The sequence below is a fragment of the Streptomyces sp. NPDC004031 genome (assembly GCF_053604375.1).
The window spans coordinates 83,619-103,967 of the sequence record NZ_JBSGHL010000026.1 but is presented as its reverse complement, the minus strand read 5'-3'; the positions used below and the strand labels follow the sequence as shown (position 1 = coordinate 103,967).

Genomic DNA, 20,349 nt, shown 5'->3' with positions numbered 1-20,349 from the left:
CACGCTGTTGAGTTCTCAAGGAACGGAAGCTTCCTTCGAGACCGTTTCACCGGCCCCTCCGGGCTTTCCCTTCGTTGTGTTCCGACTCTATCAGACGCTTTCCAGTGCCTGACCCCCAGTCAGCGGGGTTTGTCTTTCGGGCTGTTCGGCCCTTCCGACGAGTGAGACTTTAGCGGACTTCGTTCGCTCCGGCCAAATCGGCCGGTCGGGCGAAAGCCTGCCTGCATTCCGTAAAAACACATCACGGGACGACAGCGAGGACGACGGCACAACGGCCGTCGACGCGGTCGAATCGAGATGGTTCCTGCGGGATGGCTGTCCGGGGACCGACCAGAGATCGGCGCTCACGTCGGACAACCCGAAGAACTTTACGCACGCCTGCCGGGTGTGTCAACCCCCGGTGGTCAGGGCCCTCGGCGGGCGGTCTCCCGGGTGGAGGAAGACGGTCAGTCGAGGTCTTCCAGGCGGCCGCCGGCGTCGGGCTGGCTGGTCTCGACGCGGCGGAGGAGGCGGATGAGCATGTCGCCGAGGGTGGCGCGTTCGGCCGTGGTGAGGTCCTGGAGGAGTTCGTCCTCGAAGGCAGCGGCCATGCGCATGGTCTGGAGCCACTTCTCGCGGCCCTCGTCCGTCAGCTCGACGATGACGCGGACGCGGTTGGCCTCGTCCCGTTCGCGGGTGACCAGGCCCTCGGTGACGAGGCGGTCGATGCGGTGGGTCATCGCGGCCGGGGTGAGGCCGAGGCGTTTGGCCAGGTCGCCGGGGCCCAGCTGGTACGGGGTGCCGACGACGACGAGGGCCTTGAGGACCTCCCACTCGGCGTTGCTGATGCCCAGGTCGACGAGCTGCCGGCCGTACGCGACGTTCATCCGGCGGTTGAGCCGGCCCAGGGCGGTGACGACCTTCTCGACCTGAGGGTCGACCTCGGGAAATTCGCGCTGGTAGGCGGCGATCTGGGCGTCGAGGTCCAGTTCCTGGGGTGCCCCGGCGGAGCCTGCGGCTGAGGTCATGCTCCCGAGTATGGCACGAAAGGCTTTGCTCTAAAGCCCTTCGGCATGTACTCTTTAGCTTCGAACTTTAGTCGTCAAGTCTTCGAACCGAAGCCGTACCGATCGGGACCACCCGGAGGGAGAGCCATGACCACCGCCATGGGCGCCGCGCTGCGCCGTATCCAGCTGGGGAACGCCCTGAGCGCGTTCGGGAACGGCTTCACCGTGCCCTTCACCTTCGTGTACGTCTCGCAGGTGCGGGGGCTCGGCGCCGGGGTCGCGGGCGTGGTGCTGGCGGCCTTCGCCGTCGCCGCGCTCTTCGTGCTGCCCCTCACCGGGCGCGCCATCGACCGGCGCGGGCCCGTACCGGTCGCCGTCGCGGGCACCGTGCTCGCGGCCGTGGGGTCGCTCGGGCTCGGGCTGTCCGGCAGCGAGGCCGTGGTGATCGCGGCCGCGGGCGCGCTGGGCGCGGGTATCTCCGTGGTGCAGCCCGCGCTCGCCACGATGATCGTCTGGTGCTCGACGCCGGCGACCCGGTCCCGGGCGTTCGCGACGCAGTTCTTCCTGGCCAACCTGGGGCTCGGCGTCGGCGGGCTCATGGGCGGGCTGATCGTCGACACCTCGCACCCGTCGTCCTTCATCCGGCTCTTCGCCATCGAGGCGGCGATGTTCCTGGTGCTCGGCGCGGTCGTCGCCACCGTGCGGCTGCCGCGTGCCGCCGCGGCGGACGAGCGGGTGCCGGGTGCCTCCGGCGGGGGCTGGCGGGTGCTGCTGCGGCACCGGGCCATGGTGCTGCTGTGCGTGCTCGGCTTCGTGCTGTTCTTCGCGTGCTACGGGCAGTTCGAGTCGGGGCTCTCCGCCTTCGCGGTGACCGTCACGCGGATCTCGCCCGCCATGCTCGGTGTGGCGCTGGCCGCGAACACGGCGGCGATCGTGCTGGCGCAGTTCGTGGTGCTGCGGCTCGTCGAGCGGCGGCGGCGCAGCGCGGTGATCGCGGTCGTCGGCCTGGTCTGGGCCGTGGCCTGGCTGGTCGCCGGGGCGTCCGGGCTGCTGCACGGGCACCACGCGGTGGCCGTCGTGGCGATCATCAGCACGTACGCGCTGTTCGGTCTCGGGGAGGCGATGCTCGCGCCGACCGTGTCGCCGCTCGTCGCCGATCTCGCCCCCGAGGGCATGGTCGGGCGCTACAACGCGGCGTTCGCGCTGGTCAAGCAGCTGGCGCTGGCGATCGGGCCCGCGGTGGGCGGGCTCATCGCGGCGGCGCGGGCGTACGACGTGTACGTGGTGCTGCTCGTCGGGTGCTCGCTCGCCGTCTCGGTGCTCGCCGTGCGGCTGGGCCGCGCGCTCACGGCCGAGCAGGACGCACCGCACCGCTCCCGCGTGGTGGCCGTCCACCCCGCGTCCGACCCGGCCCCCGAACCGGTCCCGATGGGCTGACCTCCCCTCTGCGAAGGGGGCACTTCAGGGGCGCGTGGGGGTACCTCCCCCACGCGCCCCTGAAAACGCTCGCCCGGCAGGGGCAGGCGCACCCTCCTCACGCCCTGAAGAACGGGTGCCCTGCGGCGCAGCCGCGGGACCCCTGCACCTCAGCCCGGGAGGGCGAACTCGCACCACACTGCCTTGCCGCCGCCGGGCGTACGGCGGGAGCCCCAGGACGTGGCGATCGTCGCGATGATCGAGATGCCGCGGCCCGCCTCGTCGGCGGGCTCCGCGCGGCGACGGCGCGGCAGGTGCTCGTCGCCGTCGGTGACCTCGATCACCAGGCGGCGGTCGGTGCGGCGCAGCCGCAGCCGCATGGGCGGGGTGCCGTGCTTGAGGGAGTTGGCGACGAGTTCGCTCACCGCGAGGACGCCGAGGTCGCGCAGTTCGACGGGGAAGCGCCAGGAGGCGAGGACGCCGGTGGCGAAGGCGCGGGCGCGCGGGGCGGCCTCGATGCCGCCGAGCAGGTCGAGGGAGGCGTTGCGGAAGACCTCGCCGTCGGGGAGGCCGGTGTGGTCGGGGTACTGGAGGACGAGGACGGCCACGTCGTCGTCGTGCTGGCCGGTGACGCCGAGGGCGCGCAGCAGGCGGTCGCAGATGACCTGGGGTGCGCCGGTGGCGCCGGCGAGCGCGCGCATGAGGGTGGTGACGCCGTCCTCGATGTCCTCGCCGCGGCGCTCGATCAGGCCGTCGGTGTACAGGACGGCGGTGCAGCCGGGGCCGAAGGGGACGGTCGCGGAGCTGTGGGTCCAGCCGCCGGTGCCGAGCGGGGGGCCGGTGGGTTCGTCGGTGCGCTCGACCGTGCCGTCGGGGTGGCGGATGAGGAGCGGGAGGTGGCCGGCGCTGGCGTAGGCGAGGCGGCCCTCGCTGGGGTCGTGGACGGCGTAGACGCAGGTGGCGATCTGGGTGGCGTCGATCTCGGCGGCGAGCCCGTCGAGCAGCTGGATGACCTCGTGCGGGGGCAGGTCGAGCCGGGCGTAGGCGCGTACGGCGGTGCGGAGCTGGCCCATGACGGCGGCGGCGCGGACCCCGCGGCCCATGACGTCGCCGATGACGAGGGCGGTGCGGCCGGCGCCGAGGGTGATCACGTCGTACCAGTCGCCGCCGACGGCCGCGTCGGTGCCGCCGGGCTGGTAGGTGGCGGCGAGGCGCAGGTCGTCGGGCTGTTCGAGCTGCTGGGGCAGCAGGCTGCGCTGGAGGGTGACGGCGGTCTCGTGGATGCGCCGCTCGCTCTCGCGGAGGCGTTCGGCGGACTGGACCTGGTCGGTGACGTCGGCGGCGAAGACGAGGACGCCGCGGCGGGCGGGGTCGGGGTCGTCGGCGTGGACGGGGGTGCAGGTGAAGGTGAAGTAACCCTGACGGGTGACGGCGGCGTGGTCCGCCCGGGTGACCTTGCGGGCCTTGACCGTGCGCGGGCGGCCGCTGCGGTGGACCTGGTCCATGAGCGGGAGCAGGCCGAGCTCGGAGAGTTCGGGCAGGGCGTCGCGGGCGGGGGTGCCGGTGGGGCGGGGGCCGAAGACGTCGGTGTAGGCGTCGTTGACGAAGCCGACGGTGTGGTCGGGCCCGTGGGTGACGGCGATGAGCGCGGGCAGCTGGCTGAGCATCGCGGCGACGGCCGCCCCGGCGCCGTCGAGGGCGGCGGGCAGGTCCTGCCCGGCGGCCGGGGTGCCGGGGTGACCTGCTGCGGAGGGGTCGGCGTGGCCGGCCGGGGCGGGGGCGGTCTCGGTGCCGCCTGCCGCGTTGCCCGCCGGTGCGGCAGCGGGGTCGGCGGTCTTGCCGCGGGCCGCCGGGACGGCTCCGCGTCGCTGTGTTCCGGGGAGCCGGGCGCTCCAACGCGTGAGGTTCAAACGTCCGATTCCTCGTATTTGTCACTCTTTGCAGGTGCTGCCGCACGGGTCGTCACCCGTCCAGTGTGGCCGAATGTGGGCCTGCGGGGGAATCGCGCCGTGGTGCGCCCGGCGCGAGCGGGGGCGCTCACGCCCGGGGCGGGTCGCTGTCGCCGCGGGTCGGACCGTCCGGGCCGCCGCCGCGGCCGCCGCCAGGACCCGCGGGACCGCCGGGGGTGTCGCCGTCGCGCCCCGCCGCGTGTTCGAACTCGGCGCGCGGATGCTCCAGGGAGCCGAGCGAGACGATCTCGCGCTTGAAGAGGCCGGACAGGATCCACTCCGCGAGCACCTTGGACTTGCGGTTCGCGGTCGGCACCCGGCTGAGGTGGTAGGCGCGGTGCATCAGCCACGCCGGGTACCCGGTGAAACGGCGCCCGTAGAGCAGGGCGACGCCCTCGTGCAGGCCGAGCGAGGCGACCGAGCCGACGTACTTGTGGCGGTAGTCGGTCAGCGGTTCGCCGCGCAGCTCGGCGGTGATGTTGCGGGCCAGCACCTTGGCCTGGCGGACGGCGTGCTGGGCGTTGGGCGCGCACAGGACGCCCTCGCGGTCGGCGGTGAGGTCGGGGACGGCGGCCGCGTCACCTGCCGTCCAGGCGCCGGGGCGCCCGGTGACGCGCAGGGTGGCGTCGGCGCGCAGCCGCCCGCGGTCGTCCAGCGGCAGGCCGGTCGCGGCGAGCAGCGGCGCGGGTTTGACGCCCGCGGTCCACACCACCGTCCTGGTCGGCAGCCGGGAGCCGTCGGAGAGGACGGCGACGCGGTGCTCGCAGGACTCCAGCCGCGTCTCCAGGCGGATGTCGATGTTGCGGCCGCGCAGCTCCCGTACGGCGTAGCGGCCGAGCTGCTCGCCGACCTCGGGGAGGATGCGGTCGGTGGCCTCGACCAGCACCCACTTCATGTCCTCGGGGCGGACGTTGTGGTAGTAGCGCAGGGCGTAGCGGGCCATGTTCTCCAGCTCGCCGAGCGCCTCCACACCCGCGTAGCCGCCACCGACGAAGACGAAGGTCAGGGCCGCCTCGCGGACGTCCGCGTCGCGCGTGGAGGAGGCGATGTCGAGCTGTTCGAGCACGTGGTTGCGCAGCCCGATGGCCTCCTCGACGGTCTTGAAGCCGATGCCGTACTCGGCCAGGCCGGGCACCGGCAGGATGCGCGAGATCGAGCCGGGCGCGAGCACGATCTGGTCATAGCCGATCTCGGTGGCGCCGCCGCCCTCCTCCTCGGTCGCGGGCGTGACGACGGCCGCGACGCGCTTGTCGTGGTCGACCGAGCGGACCTCACCGGCGATGATCCGGCAGCGGTCCAGGACCCGGCGCAGGGGTACGACGACATGCCGCGGGGAGATCGATCCGGCGGCCGCTTCGGGGAGAAACGGCTGGTAGGTCATGTACGGCTGGGGCTCGACGACCATGATCTCGGCCTCGTCGTGTTTCAGCCGCAGCTTTCGCTGGAGCTGCAACGCCGTGTACATGCCGACATAACCACCGCCGACCACAAGAATGCGCGGTGTGCTTGCCCTGGCCATGGCCGCCGACTCCGTCGTCATTGCTCCATGACGCAATGGGTGGACGCCGTTTGTCCACAGGGCGGACGGCGCGATTCGCCGGAACCGGCGTCCCCGCAGGCCGGGAGCCCTCGCCCGAGTGGGGTGATCATCGGGCAAACGCCGCAGACGCGGGAAGCCGCCCCGCCCTCGCGCGGAACGATCTCCTGTCCCACGGATCACACCCCCTTCATTCTTGACGCAGCCTCAACTATGTTCGTTTCTCGTAGTGCCGCGCGCTGACGCGCGGGCACGATCTTTAAGGGTGGGGAGTCTCCGGGGGGAGACATTCGGATTACCGGGGGAGACACATATGCATCTCGAGTACGCAAAATTGACATCTGCCGCGGCCGCGGACGGGGGTACGGGCCGGGCGGCACCCCTGCGGGTGGACGCCCAGCGCAACCTGGAGCACGTGCTCCGCGCCGCCCGTGAGGTCTTCGGCGAACTCGGCTACGGGGCACCGATGGAGGATGTCGCCCGGCGCGCCCGCGTCGGGGTCGGCACCGTCTACCGGCGCTTCCCGAGCAAGGACGTCCTCGTCCGGCGGATCGCCGAGGAGGAGACCGCACGGCTGACCGAACAGGCGCGTGCCGCGCTGGGCCAGGAGGAGGAGGCGTGGTCCGCACTGGCCCGCTTCCTGCGCACCTCCGTCGCCTCCGGCGCGGGACGGCTGCTGCCGCCGCAGGTGCTGCGGGTGCAGCCGCACGACAACCCGGAGGACGACGCGGCGCGGGTGCCGCAGCAGCGCGCCCGCTCCGGTGAGGACACGGTCCTCACCGGGGTGCTGCGCGAGCACGCCGCTTCCGCCGCCGCCCCGGCTCCGGTCCCGGCCCCGAGCCCCGCGCCCGTCGCGGGCGACGCGGGCGACGCGGTCGACGCGGTCGACGCGGTCGAGGAGCAGGACGGGATACGCACGCTGCTCGACGTGGTGGGCCAGCTCGTGGAACGGGCCCGCGCCGCGGGCGAGCTGCGGGCGGACGTGTCCGTCGCGGACGTGCTGCTCGTCATCGCGACGGCGGCGCCGTCCCTGCCGGATGCTGCGCAGCAGGCGGCGGCTTCGGCGCGGCTGCTCGACATCCTCCTGGAGGGCCTCCGCTCCCGCTGACCCCTCGCGGGGTGGGCGGTTCGCGCTGCCGCGCCGGGCACTCGTTTTCCGGTGCGGCGGCGCTGCGGTTGCGCTGCTGCGCGGGGTACGCGTCTCCGGTGCGGCGGCGCCGTGGGGCGAGCGTTTTGCGCTGCCGCGCCGGGCACTCGTTTTTCAGGGGCGCGTGGGGGTACCTCCCGGGCGGAGCTCTGGGGGAGAACGGAGCGACAAGCCCCCACCGGGGCGCGGGTCGTCACCGGCCCGAAGGGGCAGTTCGGTCCGCTCCGGACCACCGGCCGGTGGTGGGCTGAGCGCGCAGTTCCCCGCGCCCCTGGGGGTGCCCGGCGCGGCATGCGCGTGCCCGGAGGTTGCCCCGCGCGGCACGCGCAGCCCGAAACGGGTGCCCGGCGCGGCATGCGCGCCCCTAACGGTTGCCCAGCGCGGCAAGTGCCGCCCCGCGGGGTGGTGGAGGAACCGTGAACGATCGCCCACGGAAGGGTGGTTCCGTACGGGGCCGGGGCCCGCGGGGTCCCGGTTGTGCCAGGCTTGGCGCGTGGATGAGGCCAACGGCGAGACCAGTGCCTCCGCTGCCGCGGAAAGCGGCGAGGAGGCGCCGCGCAGGGTCCCGGGTCAGCGCGACCCGGCGGCGCGTCCGGAACCGGGGTTCGCCGCGCAGCGCCACGCGGCTGACGGTACGTCGGACGACGCGCCGGGCGGCGCGAGCGCGGAGTCCGAGCAGCCGGAGCGCTCCGACGCCGAGCTCGTCGACCAGGTCCGGGCCGGCCGGGACAGCGCGTACGAGGAGCTCTACCGGCGCCACGCCCAGGCCGTACGCCGGTACGCCCGTACGTGCTGCCGTGACGCGCACACCGCGGAGGACCTGACCGGTGAGGTGTTCGCCCGTACGCTCCAGGCCATCCGGGGCGGCAGCGGGCCGCAGTCGGCGGTGCGCGCGTACCTGCTCACCACGGTGCGGCGGGTCGCCGCGTCGTGGGGCAGCAGCGCGCGGCGCGAGCAGCTCGTCGAGGACTTCGCCGTCTTCGCCGTCACCGCGGAGGGTGCGGGCGGCGGGGCCGTCGCCAGTGAGCCGGCCGCCGATGTGCGGGCCATGCGGGAGGCGGAGCGGTCGCTGGCGATCAAGGCCTTCCGGACGCTGCCCGAGCGCTGGCAGACCGTGCTGTGGCACACCGCGGTCGAGGAGGAGTCGCCCAGCGCCATCGCGCCGCTGCTGGGGCTGACCGCGAACGCCACGGCCGTTCTCGCGCACCGCGCGCGGGAGGGGCTGCGCCAGGCGTATCTGCAGGCGCACGTCAGCTCGGCGCTCACCCGGGCCGGGGACTGCGCGCGGTACGCCGACCGGCTCGGCGCGCACGCGCGCGGCGGCCTGCGGATGCGCGCCGACCGCGAGCTGAACCGCCATCTGAAGGACTGCGAGCGCTGCGCCGCGGCGTCCCTCGAACTCGCCGACCTCAACTCGACGCTCAAGGGGCTGCTGCCGGTCGCGTACATCGGCTGGTTCGCCGCCGTCTACGCCGCCAAGGCCGCGGGGGTCACGGTCGTCGCCGGGGGTGCGGCGGCGGTGGGCGCCGCGGGAGGGGCCGCGGCCGCCGCCGCGGGCTCCGGCTCCGGCGGATCCGCCGCTGCGGGCGGTGCCGCGAGCGAGGGGCTCGGGCTGCCCGCCAAGATCGGCATCGCGGCGGCGGTGGTGGTGGCCGCCGCCGCGACTGCCTTCGCCCTCACCGCGGGCGGCGACGGCAAGCCGAAACCGGAGGCCAAGCCGCCCGTTCCGGCGCCGCCCGCCGCGCCCGCGGCGACGAGCCCGCCGCCACCCTCCCCGGAGCCGCAGCCCAAGCCCGCGCCGAAGCCGCCTCCGCCCCCGGCGCCCGTGCGGACGACCCCGCCGCCGCCGAAGCCCGCCGCGACGCACCCGGCGCCCCCGCCGCCCGCGCCAAGGCCGACGCACAAGCCGACGCCGAAGCCCACCGAGCCGACCACGCCGCCGCCCTCCCCCGAGCCGACGGCGGCCCCGGTCGCGTACAAGGTCAACTCGCTGGGGATCAGCGGTCTGCCGGGCACCCAGGACGAGCCCACGATCCGCCTCGGCGGTCTCGCCTCGGGCAGTTGGTGGTGGGACCGCTGGGGGCTCCGCATCGCGGGCACGAGGTACGCGCACGGCATCAGCGTGCACGCGCCCTCGTCCGTGACGATCGACCTCAACCGCACGTGCGTCGCGTACGACGCGATGGCGGGTGTGGACGACCTGGGGCGGGGGCTGCGGTCGGGCGTCCGGTTCGCCGTCGACGGCGACGGCCGACGGCTCTGGACCTCGCCGGTCCTGCACGCCGGTGACCCCGCCGTACCCGTTCACGTCCCGCTCACCGGCCGTACGACGATCACCCTGACCGTCACCCCGGAGGCTTCGCCGCACGCCCGCACGGGCCTCGCGGACTGGGCGGATTCCGTGCTCACCTGCGCGTAGCGCGTCACCGCGCGGGTCGGCGAACCGGCGGCGAGGCTCAGCTCTCGGAGGGCTCCCCCGGTGCGGGGACCGCGCACGCGCCGTCGGCGCAGGAGTCGGCGTCCTCCGCGGCGGGGGCGGCGGATTCGCGGGAGATCTGTTCGAGCGCCTGGAGGAAGACGGACGTCTCCTGGCCGCCCTGGACGGCCCACTTGCCCTCGAAGACGAAGGTCGGCACGGCGGTGATGCCGAGTGCGCGGGCCTCGTCGATCTCCGCGAGCACCTCCTTGGTGAGGTCGTCGCCCGCGAGGAAGGCGGTGACGGCGTCGCGGTCGAGTCCGGCGGCGACGGCGGTGTCGGCGAGCTGCGCGCGGTCGCCGATGTCGAGGCCCTCGCCGAAGTGGCCGGCCATGAGCCTGCCCTTCAGGCGTGTCTGGACGTCGGGGCCGTAGGTGTCGAGGGCGAAGCGCAGTAGGCGGTGGGCGAGCAGCGAGTTGTTCTCCAGCACCGTGTCGAAGTCGAAGGTGATGCCCTCGTCGGCGCCGAGCGCCGTGACGCGCGCGTCCATGGCGCGGGCCTGCGGCCCGTACTTCGCCGCGAGCACGTCGTGGTGCGGGCGCGGCTCGTGCGGGGCGGACGGGTCGAGCTGGAAGGGCCGGTAGACGACCTCGACGGTGGACGCCTTCGGGAAGGCCGCAAGTGCGCGCTCGAAGCGGGTCTTGCCCACGTAGCACCAAGGACAGGCGATATCGCTGTAGATCTCGACTTTCACTGCGGTCTTCTCACTTCCGGTGGGGGCTGCGGCCGCGCTCCAGTATTCCTTGAAGCTTCAAGGGCATAAGGCCGCCGCCCGCCGCGGCTATTCCCCGGCGCGGTCCTCGCTGCCGGCGGGACCCGCCGGGTCCACCGGCCCCGCGGGCTCGACCGCGAGGGCGGTGATCAGGTCCGCCGCCGTCTGCGGATCGAGCGCCGCGCCCCGCTCCCGCGCCTCGGCCAGCCGCTCCGGCGGGAGGACGTCGGCCGTACGGGCGGCGATCGCGGCGGCGGTCTCGCGTTCGGGGACGCTGCGCGGCAGTGGGCCCCGTACGGTGTCGGCGGCGGACAGCAGCCGGGCCGCGGAGTACGCGTCACCGGCGGCGGACAGCGCCTCGGCGGCGGCGTCCAGCACCGCCCCGACGACCAGCTCGGTGCCGCCCGCCGCGAGGGCGAGCCGGAGCGCCTGGTCCAGCTCGGTGAGGGCCGCGCGCGGGCGGCCCTCCGCGACGGTGACGCGTCCGGACAGGCCCGCGAGGAGCGCGTGGAAGACCGGCGGAGGGGTGCCGTCGGCGATGTGCCCGGTGGCGAGCCCGCACATCCGGCGGGCCCCGGACACATCGCCCTCCCGGAGCCGCATGACGCCCGCGAGGTAGTGCACATAGGTGCGCGCGTCCCAGACGGTGTAGCGCTCGGCCGCCTCCTCCGCGCGGGCGAGCAGCCGGTTCGCCTCGGCGTCGTCGCCGTCGCGGTGGGCGATCTCGGCCGTCCGGGCGAGCAGGAAGGCCGATTCGGCGAAGGCGCCCAGCTCGGAGCCGAGCCGCTGGGCCTCCTCCAGCTCGGCGCGCGCGGCCCGGTAGTCGCCGCGGGCCATCGCGATCTCACCGGCGGCGCCGTGCACCTGGGCGAGGATCCAGCGGTCGTGCAGCCGCCCGGTCAGCTCCGCGAGTTCGGCGCGCCCGGCGTCCGCCTCCGGCAGGCCGCCGGGCGAGTCGACGGCCATGTGGGTGTGCAGCAGCAGCGCCGTCGCCAGCTCCCAGTCGCCGCCGTAGGCGCGGCAGTTGGCGACGACGTCGGCGGCGTTGCGGCGGATCTCCGGGGTGCCGCCGAGCAGTTCCTCCGGGCCGCCGTGCACGACGTACGCGGTGAACGGCCAGATCAGGCCGGGGAAACGGGCCGCGTGCGGGCCGCCGTCCCGGTAGGCGCGCTCCAGGCGCTCGGCGAGGGCGAGCCACTGCGGGGTGGCGAACTGGTCCTCGGACGCCTGGTCGCTCTTGACGAAGAAGAGCACCATCGACGCGTCGGTGCGCTGCCAATACAGCGGGTCCTCGGGATCCTCGGGCGCGGCCCCGCCGAGCGCGAGCGCGCGGCTGAGCCAGCCGTCCGCCTCGTCGCGGTAGTTGCGCAGCCACCAGAACCAGCCCATGGCCAGCACGATCGCGAGCGCGTCCGGCTCGTCGCCCGCCTCGATCGCACGGTGCAGCGCCGCCCGGATGTTGTCCAGCTCGGTCTCCAGCACCTCCAGCCAGTGCAGCTGGTCGGCGCCGCGGAGCTGGTCGTCGGCGGCACGGGCGAGGTCGCGGTAGTACGCGGTGTGTGCGCGGGCGGCGCGCGCCAGCTCGGCGGGGCGCGCGGCGGCGCGTTCGACGGCGTACTCGTGGATGGTCTCCAGCAGCCGGTAGCGGACCTGCGGGCCCTCCCCGGCAGCGCCGTTCCCGTTCTCCGGCTGCCGCAGGTCCGCCACGACCAGGGACTTGTCGACGAGCTGCGCGACCGTCTCCAGCGCGTCCGGGCCGCACACCGCCTCGGCGGCGTCCAGCGTGCAGCCGCCCGCGAAGACGCTCAGCGCGCACAGGGCGCCGCGCTCGCCCTCCGTGAGCAGGTCCCAGCTCCAGTCGACGACCGCGCGCAGCGTCTGCTGGCGCGGCAGCACCGTGCGGCTTCCGCTGGTCAGCAACCGGAAGCGGTCGTCGAGCCGCTGCGCGATCTGCTGCGGGGTGAGCGCCCGCAGCCGGGCGGCGGCCAGCTCGATCGCGAGCGGCAGCCCGTCCAGGCGCCGGCAGATCTCCCTCACCGCCTCGTCCTCGGCCGCGCTCCCGTCGGCCGGGGCGCCGTTGACCGGGGCGCCCTGGGCGTACGGGGCCGCGCCGGGGCGGACGGCGGCGGCACGTTCGGCGAAGAGGCGGTGGGCCGTCGGCAGCGGCAGCGGCTCGACCGGGCGGACCAGCTCGCCGGGAACGCCCAGCGGCTCACGGCTGGTGGCCAGCACCGTGACGGCGGGGCAGGCGGCGAGCAGCTCGGCGGTGAGCGTCGCCGCCGCCCCGATCAGATGCTCGCAGTTGTCCAGCACGAGCAGCAGGCGGCGCGACGCGCAGTGCTCCAGCAGCCGCGCCACCGGGTCCTCACCGTACGGCTCGGGGCGCATCGGCCCCGCGCCCAGGACATGGGCGTCGCGGCGGCCCAAGGCGTTCAGCACCGCGTACGGGATCGCGGCGGGGTCGTCGAGCGGCGCCAGCTCCGCGAGCCACACGCCGTCCGGAAACCCGGCGGCTGCCGCCTCCGCGGCCTCCTGCGCGAGCCGGGTCTTGCCCGAACCGCCCGAGCCGGTGAGCGTCACGAGGCGGGCGCGGGCGATCTCCGCGCCCAGGTCGCGCAGGTCGGTCTCGCGGCCGACGAAGCTGGTGAGGCGGGCCCGCAGGTTGCCCGCGGGCCGCGGCTGCCTGGCGGTCTCCCGCCGGGGGCCCGGCTCTGGCGGCTCGCCCTGCCGCAGTAGGTCGGCGTGCAGGGCGCGCAGCTCCGGGCCCGGATTCGCGCCCAGCACGTCGGCGAGGGTCTCGCGGGCCTCCTCGAAGGCCACGAGGGCGTCCGCGGTCCGGCCCGTGGCGCGCAGCGCGGTGATGAGCTGTACGCGGAAGGCCTCGTCGAGGGGGTAGGCGAGGACGGCCTCGCGCAGTTCGGGCAGTACGTCCGCGGCGCGGCCGAGCGCGAGCTCCGCGTCCACCCGCAGCCGCTGGGCGGTACGCCGCAGGGCCTCCGGGCGGGCGGCGGACACCGCGCGCTCCGGGAGGTCGGCGAGCGCGGGACCGCGCCACAGGGCCAGGCCGCGGGCCAGCACCTCCGACGCGAGCCGCGGATCGCCCGCCGCGAGGGCGTCCTCGGCCTCCCGGACCAGCCGCTCGAACACGAAGAGGTCGACCGCGTCGGGCTCGGCGGCCAGGCGGTAGCCGCCCGGCTCGGACGTCACCGCCTCCCGGCCGAGCGCCTTTCGCAGCCGGGCGACGAGTGCCTGGAGGGCGCCGGTCGCGTCGGCGGGCGGGTCAGCGGCCCACACGTACTCGATGAGGGTGTCCGTCGGGACGGGACGACCCGGGCTGAGCGCCAGCGCGGCCGCGAGCGCCCGCACGCGCCCGCCGCCCAGCGCGACGGGAACGCCGTCGCCCCGCCTCGCCTCGGTGACCCCCAGCACGAAATAGCGCACTCCCGCATTCTCCCTTCTCTCCCCCGCCCATCCGCCGCGCGCGGCGGATGGGCGGGGGCTGCTTGCGCTCCGCGCCTGCTGGCGGGGTACGCCGTGGCGGGACGCGCAGCGCCCTCCCCCCATGCTCTAGCCGGGGTGCCCCCCGCGCGCCCAGTACGACGGAGCCCGCGCCCCGACGGGGCGGGCAGCGCCCCGCAGGGGCGCGTGGGGGCACCCCCGGGCGGAGCCTGGGGGAGAACGGAGCGACCAGCCCCCACCCGCAGACGATCCCGGCGCGACAGAGCCCGGCAGCCAGGAGGGCCGACCTCGGCGCCCAGAGCGCTGCCAGCGTCAGGACGGGGCAGCGCCCGCAGGGCGCCGGGGCAGCCACCTCCAGCGGGAGGCGTGACCGCGCCCGGCACCCCGCAGGGGCTAGCGGGGACGGGGGTCGTCGTCCTCGTGGGGGCCGAGGAGTTCGTCCGCGAGGGTGGGGAGGTCGTCGAGAGGTGTTTCCTCGGCCCAGTCGGGGCGGGGGCGGCGGACCGCGGGGAGTTCGCGGGTGCGCTCGGTCTCGGACGTCTCGGGGCGGAAGAGCCACGGCGGGACGCGGTCCGCCGGGTCGCTGTCCCGTGCCGTACCGGGAACGGGCGGCGGCGGGCCGGGCTCCTGCACCGCGGGGAGCATCGTGGTCGTCTCGTCCGACGACCCCCCACGCTCCGGCTCGTCGCGCTTGGGCTCGTCCCGCTTCGGCTCGTTCCGCTTCGGCTCATCCCGCTTCGGCTCGTCCCGCACGGCGGGCAGCACCGTGGTCTCGTCCGAACCGGAGTCGGCGCCGCGCTCGGACGGCTCCTGCACCGCGGGCATGACCGTCGTCTCGTCCGACGAGCTGTCGGATCCCTCCGGCTGCTCGGGCGGCACGACCGGCGTGACGACCGTCGTCGCGTCGTCCGGCATGGACTCCGGCTCGGACTCAGGCTCGGGCTCCGGCTTGCGCTCGGCCTCCGCCGCACGCGCGGCCTCGGCGCGCAGCAGCGCCTCCTCCGCCTTGCGCTGCTTCTCCAGCCGCCGGGCCTCCGCTTCGGCGCGCAGCCGGGCCTGCTCCTCGGCGAGCTGCTTCAGCCGGGCCTGCTCGGCCTCGCGCTCGGCTTCCTCCGCGGCGATGCGGGCGGCCTCGGCGGCGGCGAGCCGGTCGGCCTCCTCCTGGCGCCTGCGTGCCTCCTCCGCCTCCTGGGCGGCCTTGCGCTCGGCGATCTCCTGCCGGGCGGCCTCCTCGGCGGCGAGGCGGCGCTCCTCCTCCTCGCGGCGGAGCTTCTCCAACTGCTCGCGGCGCTCGCGCTCCTGCCGCTCTTCCTCGGCCTTGCGCGCGGCTTCCTCGGCGGCGAGGCGCGCGGCCTCCTCCGCGGCCTTGCGCTCGGCTTCGGCGCGGGCCTCGATCTCCTGCTCGGACAGCGGCAGCAGCTCGTCGAGCCGGTGCCGTATGAGCGTGGTGACGGCCTCGGGGTCCTGGCCGGCGTCGAGGACGAGGTAGCGGCCGGGGTCGGCGGCGGCGAGCGTCAGGAATCCGGCGCGGACGCGCTGGTGGAACTCCGGGGGCTCGGACTCCAGCCGGTCGGGCGCCTCCGTGAAGCGCTCGCGGGCGATCTCGGGCGTGACGTCGAGCAGCACGGTGAGGTGCGGGACGAGCCCTTCGGTGGCCCAGCGGTTGATCCGGGCGATCTCGGTGGGCGCGAGGTCGCGCCCGGCGCCCTGGTAGGCGACGGCCGAGTCGATGTAGCGGTCGGAGATGACGACGGCGCCGCGTTCGAGCGCGGGCCGCACGACGGTGTCGATGTGCTCGGCGCGGTCGGCGGCGTAGAGCAGCGCCTCGGTGCGGTGCGAGATGCCGCCGGAGGACACGTCGAGCAGGATCGACCGCAGCCGCTTGCCGACGGCCGTGGCGCCGGGCTCGCGGGTGACGACGACCTCGTGGCCCTTGGCCCGGATCCAGCTCGCGAGCGCTTCGACCTGCGTCGACTTGCCCGCTCCGTCGCCGCCCTCGACGGCGATGAAGAAGCCGGTCGCGGCGGGCGCGGTCGCCGGGTCGGCGCCGCGCAGCGCCTCGCGCAGGTCGCGCCGCAGCGGTACGCCGCGGCGGTCGTCGGTCTTGCCGAGCACGAGCGCGGCGACGGGCAGCAGCAGCGCGCCGACCAGCATCAGGGTGTAGGCGGCGCCCGCGTGGTCGAAGGTGAAGCGGCCGTTGTCGATGCGGTGCGGGCCGATCGCGGCGGCCAGCAGCGGCGCGCAGATCGCGGCGACGCCGAGCGCGGCGCGCGCGACGGCCTGGAGGTGCTCGGTGGTGCGGGCGCGGCGGCTCTCCTCCGCCTCCAGCTCGACCAGGGTGTGCCCGATGTTGGCGCTGACCCCGGCGGTGAGGCCGGCCAGCAGCGCCAGCAGCAGCATCGTCGTCGGGTCGGGCACGAGGCCGGTGAGCAGCAGGGCGATGCCGGTCAGGCCGATCGCGAGCGGCAGCAGCCGTCGGCGGGACAGGCCCGGCAGGACGCGGGGCGCGAGCCGGATGCCGGCGACCGTGCCCGCGGTCAGTACCAGGACCAGCAGCGCGAAGCCGGTGGGCCCGAAGCCCAGGGCCGCGCCGTGCAGCACCGCCACGGAGACGGCCGCGGCGACGGCGCCGGCGACGGCCGCGGTGGACAGCACCAGCAGCGGCAGCACGCCGGTCCTGCCGTTCTCGGCGCCCGCGGGACCCTTCGGCAGCCGCAGGCCCTCCAGGGGCGAGCGCGGCCGGGCCGCGGTGCCCGAGGGCAGTTCGAGCGCGGACAGCACGGCGATCGACGACGAGAACAGGCCCGCTGCGACGTACGACGACAGCGCGACCTGGTGCAGGTCGAACCAGTTGATGCCGGTTGCGATCAGCGTGTTGACGAGGGTGATGACGACCATGGCCGCGGCCGCGGCGGGCAGCGCGACAAAGCTGGTGCGCAGGTCGAGGCGGTGCAGCGTGGCCAGGTGGTCGGGCGCGGGCCGCACCGAGGTGTCCCCCGGCGGCGGCAGCAGCACGGGTGCGGCGCCGTCCTTCGCGACGGCCCACAGCCTTTCGGCCGCGCCGGTGACGAAGACCGTGGCCAGCAGCCAGACGTACGCCTTGCCCGGTGTCCATGTCACCCACAGCGGGGCGATGATGAAGAGGGCGAGGCGTACGCCGTCGGCCCCGATCATCGTCCAGCGGCGGTCGAGCGGACCGCCCTCCGTCGTGGCGGCGGACAGCGGGCCGAGCAGCACCGCGCCGAACAGCAGCGTCGCCACGAGCCGGGCGGCGAAGACGGCGGCGGTCGCGAAGGCGACCCCGCGGTAGCCTCCGCCGAAGGCTCCGACTCCGGCTGCTGCCTGGACCGTCAGCCAGATCAGCACCAGCAGGCCGAGGCGGTCTGCGACCGCGCCGGTCATCTGGGCGTTCCAGAGCTTGCGCAACGGCGGGATCCTGAGCAGCGCGCGGACCGCGCGGTCGCGCGAATCCGCGGCGAGGTCGTCCGCGAACGCGGGCGAGACCTCAGCGGGCTGCGGCTGCGGGGTGGGTGGCGTCATTCCCTCAGCCTATCGCCCCACCCCTCACCGCCGGGGTCCCCCCGTCACCCCCTGTGGACAACCTCCCGCCGGCACCGCGGGGCGCCCGTTCAAGGCCGCGGTCGCACGCCCGGTCCGTCCGGCGGCGCGGCCACGGGCCCGCCACCGCCGGGAGGCGGCCACCGGCTACTCCGCGGGCGGCGCGGCCTTCTTCGCGGCGGCCTTCTTCGCGGAGGCGGCCGTCTTCTTCGCCGCGGGCGCGGCCTTCTTCGCCGCGGTCTTCTTCGCCGGGGCGGCGGCCTTCTTCTTCGCCGGGGCCTTCTTCTTCGCGGGCCCCTTCGCCCGCTTCTCCGCGAGGAGTTCGTAGCCCCGCTCCGGGGTGATGGTCTCGACGTCGTCGTCGCGGCGCAGTGTCGCGTTGGTCTCGCCGTCGGTCACGTACGGGCCGAAGCGGCCGTCCTTGACGACGACGGGGCGCTCGCTGACCGGGTCGGTGCCGAGTTCCTTGAGCGGCGGCTTCGCGGCGGCGCGGCCGCGCTGCTTGGGCTGGGCGTAGATGGCGAGGGCGTCGTCGAGGGTGATCGTGAAGAGCTGGTCCTCGGTCTCCAGCGAGCGCGAGTCCGTACCGCGCTTGAGGTACGGGCCGTAGCGGCCGTTCTGCGCGGTGATCTCGACGCCGTCGGGGTCGGTGCCGACGACGCGCGGCAGGGACATCAGCCGGAGGGCGTCCTCCAGGGTGACGGTGTCGAGGGACATCGACTTGAAGAGCGACGCGGTGCGCGGCTTGACCGCGTTCTTGCCGGTCTTCGGGGTGTCCTCGGGCAGCACCTCGGTGACGTAGGGGCCGTAGCGGCCGTCCTTGGCGACGATGGGGCGGCCGGTGTGCGGGTCGGTGCCGAGTTCGAAGTCGCCGCTGGGGCGGGCGAAGAGCTCCTGGGCGTATTCGACGCTCAGCTCGTCGGGCGGCAGGTCGTCGGGGACGTCGGCGCGGCGGTGGTCGTCCTCGCCGCGCTCGCCCTTCTCGATGTAGGGGCCGTAGCGGCCGACGCGCAGCACGATGCCGTCGCCGACCGGGAAGGAGGAGATCTCCCGGGCGTCGATCGCGCCGAGGTCCTCGACGAGTTCCTTGAGGCCGCCGAGGTGGTCGCCGTCGCCGTTCGCGGCGGAGGCGGCGGGGGCCGCGTCGGGCTCCTCCGTGCCGAAGTAGAAGCGCCGCAGCCACGGCACGGACTCGGCCTCGCCGCGGGCGATGCGGTCGAGGTCGTCCTCCATGGAGGCGGTGAAGTCGTAGTCGACGAGCCAGCCGAAGTGCTTCTCCAGCAGGTTGACGACGGCGAAGGACAGGAACGTCGGGACGAGCGCGGTGCCCTTCTTGAAGACGTAGCCGCGGTCGAGGATGGTGCCGAGGATCGTCGCGTAGGTCGAGGGGCGGCCGATCTCGCGCTCTTCCAGCTCCTTGACCAGCGACGCCTCGGTGTAGCGGGCGGGCGGCTTGGTCGAGTGGCCGTCGGCGTCGATCTGCTCGGCGGTGAGCGCGTCGCCCTCGGTGACCTGCGGCAGGCGGCGCTCGCGGTCGTCGAGTTCGGCGTTGGGGTCGTCGGCGCCTTCGACGTAGGCCTTGAGGAAGCCGTGGAAGGTGATGATCTTGCCGGACGCGCTGAACTCGGCGTCGCGCCCGTCGGTGGAGGTGCCGGCGACGCGTACGGTGACGGACTGGCCGACGGCGTCCTTCATCTGCGAGGCGACCGTGCGCATCCAGATCAGCTCGTAGAGCCGGAACTGGTCGCCGGTCAGGCCGGTCTCGGCGGGGGTGCGGAAGCGGTCGCCGGAGGGGCGGATCGCCTCGTGCGCCTCCTGCGCGTTCTTGACCTTGCCGGCGTAGGTGCGCGGCTTGTCGGGCAGGTAGTCGGCGCCGTAGAGCTGGGTGACCTGCGCGCGGGCGGCGGTGACGGCGGTCTCCGACAGCGTGGTGGAGTCCGTACGCATATAGGTGATGAAGCCGTTCTCGTACAGCTTCTGCGCGACCTGCATCGTCGCCTTGGCGCCGAAGCCCAGCTTGCGCGACGCCTCCTGCTGGAGCGTCGTGGTGCGGAAGGGCGCGTACGGCGAGCGGCGGTAGGGCTTGGACTCGACGCTGCGGACGGCGAAGGGCACGTCGGCGAGGGCGGCGGCCAGTGCGCGGGCGGCGGGCTCGTCCAGCTGGAGGACGGTCGCACCGGGCTTGAGGGCGCCGGTGGAGGCGTCGAAGTCGCGGCCCTGGGCGACGCGGCGGCCGTCGACGGAGACGAGCCGGGCGTTGAGCGTGGACGGGTCGCTCGCGTCACCGGCCCGGCCGGTGGTGAAGACGCCGGTGAGGTCCCAGTACTCGGCGGAGCGGAAGGCGATGCGCTCGCGCTCGCGCTCGACGACGAGCCGGGTGGCGACGGACTGCACGCGGCCGGCCGACAGCCGCGGCATGACCTTCTTCCACAGCACCGGCGAGACCTCGTAGCCGTAGAGACGGTCGAGGATGCGGCGGGTCTCCTGCGCGTCGACGAGGCGCTTGTTCAGCTCGCGCGGGTTGCGGACCGCGGCCTGGATGGCGTCCTTGGTGATCTCGTGGAAGACCATGCGGTGCACGGGCACCTTGGGCTTGAGGATCTCCTGGAGGTGCCAGGCGATGGCCTCGCCCTCGCGGTCCTCGTCGGTGGCGAGGAAGAGTTCGTCGGAGTCCTTCAGGAGATCCTTGAGCTTCTTGACCTGGGCCTTCTTGTCGGCGTTGACGACGTAGATCGGCTGGAAGTCGCTGTCCACGTTGACGCCGAGCCGCGCCCACGGCTGGCCCTTGTACTCCGCCGGCACCTCGGCGGCCCCGTTGGGCAGGTCGCGGATGTGCCCGACGCTCGCCTCCACGACGTATCCAGGGCCGAGATAGCCCTTGATCGTCTTCGCCTTGGCGGGCGACTCGACGATGACGAGTCGACGGCCGGCCGGTGCGGTCTCGCGGGTCGGGGACAACTTCGCTCTTCTCTCCGGTTCGAAGGGGTGACGCTGCGGAGTGTGACCGTACCTCCCGGTCCCGTGTCAAACGGGAAAAGTCAACAACGCCATCCGAACGGTAACCCGACAAGCGGTCTGTCTGCCGCATGGACGGGTCATGTCAGAGCCG

Annotated in this window: 9 protein-coding genes and 1 pseudogene; 3 read left to right on the top strand and 7 right to left on the bottom strand. The window is 74.5% G+C overall.

Translation table 11 applies throughout. The annotated features are described in order from the left end of the window. Positions 1-446: 446 nt before the first annotated feature. Positions 447-1,007: a MarR family winged helix-turn-helix transcriptional regulator gene (locus tag ACWERV_RS18930; protein ID WP_452934258.1), complete on the bottom strand. Its 561-nt coding sequence runs from the start codon at positions 1,005-1,007 to the stop codon at positions 447-449. Positions 1,008-1,133: 126 nt separating this feature from the next. On the opposite strand from ACWERV_RS18930, the gene ACWERV_RS18925 reads away from it, so the two are divergent. Continuing rightward, positions 1,134-2,423 carry an MFS transporter gene (locus ACWERV_RS18925; RefSeq protein WP_452934255.1) on the top strand — a complete coding sequence of 430 codons (1,290 nt, stop codon included), beginning with the start codon at positions 1,134-1,136 and terminating at the stop codon, positions 2,421-2,423. 149 nt (positions 2,424-2,572) lie between these two features. Here ACWERV_RS18925 and ACWERV_RS18920 read toward each other — a convergent pair whose 3' ends face one another. Both ACWERV_RS18920 and ACWERV_RS18915 read right to left on the bottom strand, forming a co-directional pair. Continuing rightward, positions 2,573-4,312: an ATP-binding SpoIIE family protein phosphatase gene (locus ACWERV_RS18920; RefSeq protein WP_452934254.1), complete on the bottom strand. Its 1,740-nt coding sequence runs from the start codon at positions 4,310-4,312 to the stop codon at positions 2,573-2,575. Between the two features lie 127 nt (positions 4,313-4,439). After that, positions 4,440-5,891, bottom strand: a complete 1,452-nt coding sequence (locus ACWERV_RS18915) for an NAD(P)/FAD-dependent oxidoreductase (protein WP_452934251.1) — start codon at positions 5,889-5,891, stop codon at positions 4,440-4,442. Positions 5,892-6,201: 310 nt separating this feature from the next. Here ACWERV_RS18915 and ACWERV_RS18910 point away from each other — a divergent pair, with 310 nt between their 5' ends. Together ACWERV_RS18910 and ACWERV_RS18905 are read left to right on the top strand one after the other, a co-directional pair. Then, a complete protein-coding gene (locus tag ACWERV_RS18910; protein WP_452934249.1) occupies positions 6,202-6,996 on the top strand; it encodes a TetR/AcrR family transcriptional regulator in 795 nt (264 codons plus the stop codon). A 532-nt stretch (positions 6,997-7,528) separates the two neighbouring features. Next, positions 7,529-9,454 (top strand): sigma-70 family RNA polymerase sigma factor, encoded by a 1,926-nt coding sequence (locus tag ACWERV_RS18905; RefSeq protein WP_452934247.1) that lies wholly within the window; start codon positions 7,529-7,531, stop codon positions 9,452-9,454. Between the two features lie 37 nt (positions 9,455-9,491). Here the strand turns inward: ACWERV_RS18905 and ACWERV_RS18900 are convergent. The 4 genes and pseudogenes from ACWERV_RS18900 to topA all read right to left on the bottom strand — a co-directional run. Then, positions 9,492-10,214, bottom strand: a pseudogene (locus tag ACWERV_RS18900) (DsbA family oxidoreductase); the annotation flags it as partial. Positions 10,215-10,292: 78 nt separating this feature from the next. Continuing rightward, positions 10,293-13,664 (bottom strand): BTAD domain-containing putative transcriptional regulator, encoded by a 3,372-nt coding sequence (locus ACWERV_RS18895; RefSeq protein ID WP_452934244.1) that lies wholly within the window; start codon positions 13,662-13,664, stop codon positions 10,293-10,295. 411 nt (positions 13,665-14,075) lie between these two features. Next, positions 14,076-17,222, bottom strand: coding sequence for a dTMP kinase (gene tmk / locus ACWERV_RS18890; RefSeq protein WP_452934242.1), 3,147 nt, complete (start codon positions 17,220-17,222; stop codon positions 14,076-14,078). Positions 17,223-17,387: 165 nt separating this feature from the next. Further along, a complete protein-coding gene (gene topA, locus ACWERV_RS18885) occupies positions 17,388-20,198 on the bottom strand; it encodes a type I DNA topoisomerase (RefSeq protein WP_452934239.1) in 2,811 nt (936 codons plus the stop codon). Positions 20,199-20,349 lie beyond the last annotated feature (151 nt).

Bases quoted from the DNA above. Each gene is read 5' to 3' on its own strand.
- ACWERV_RS18930 (WP_452934258.1), bottom strand. From the start codon at position 1,007: ATGACCTCAGCCGCAGGCTCCGCCGGGGCACCCCAGGAACTGGACCTC.
- ACWERV_RS18925 (WP_452934255.1), top strand. From the start codon at position 1,134: ATGACCACCGCCATGGGCGCCGCGCTGCGCCGTATCCAGCTGGGGAAC.
- ACWERV_RS18915 (WP_452934251.1), bottom strand. From the start codon at position 5,891: ATGACGACGGAGTCGGCGGCCATGGCCAGGGCAAGCACACCGCGCATT.
- ACWERV_RS18910 (WP_452934249.1), top strand. From the start codon at position 6,202: ATGCATCTCGAGTACGCAAAATTGACATCTGCCGCGGCCGCGGACGGG.
- tmk (WP_452934242.1), bottom strand. From the start codon at position 17,222: ATGACGCCACCCACCCCGCAGCCGCAGCCCGCTGAGGTCTCGCCCGCG.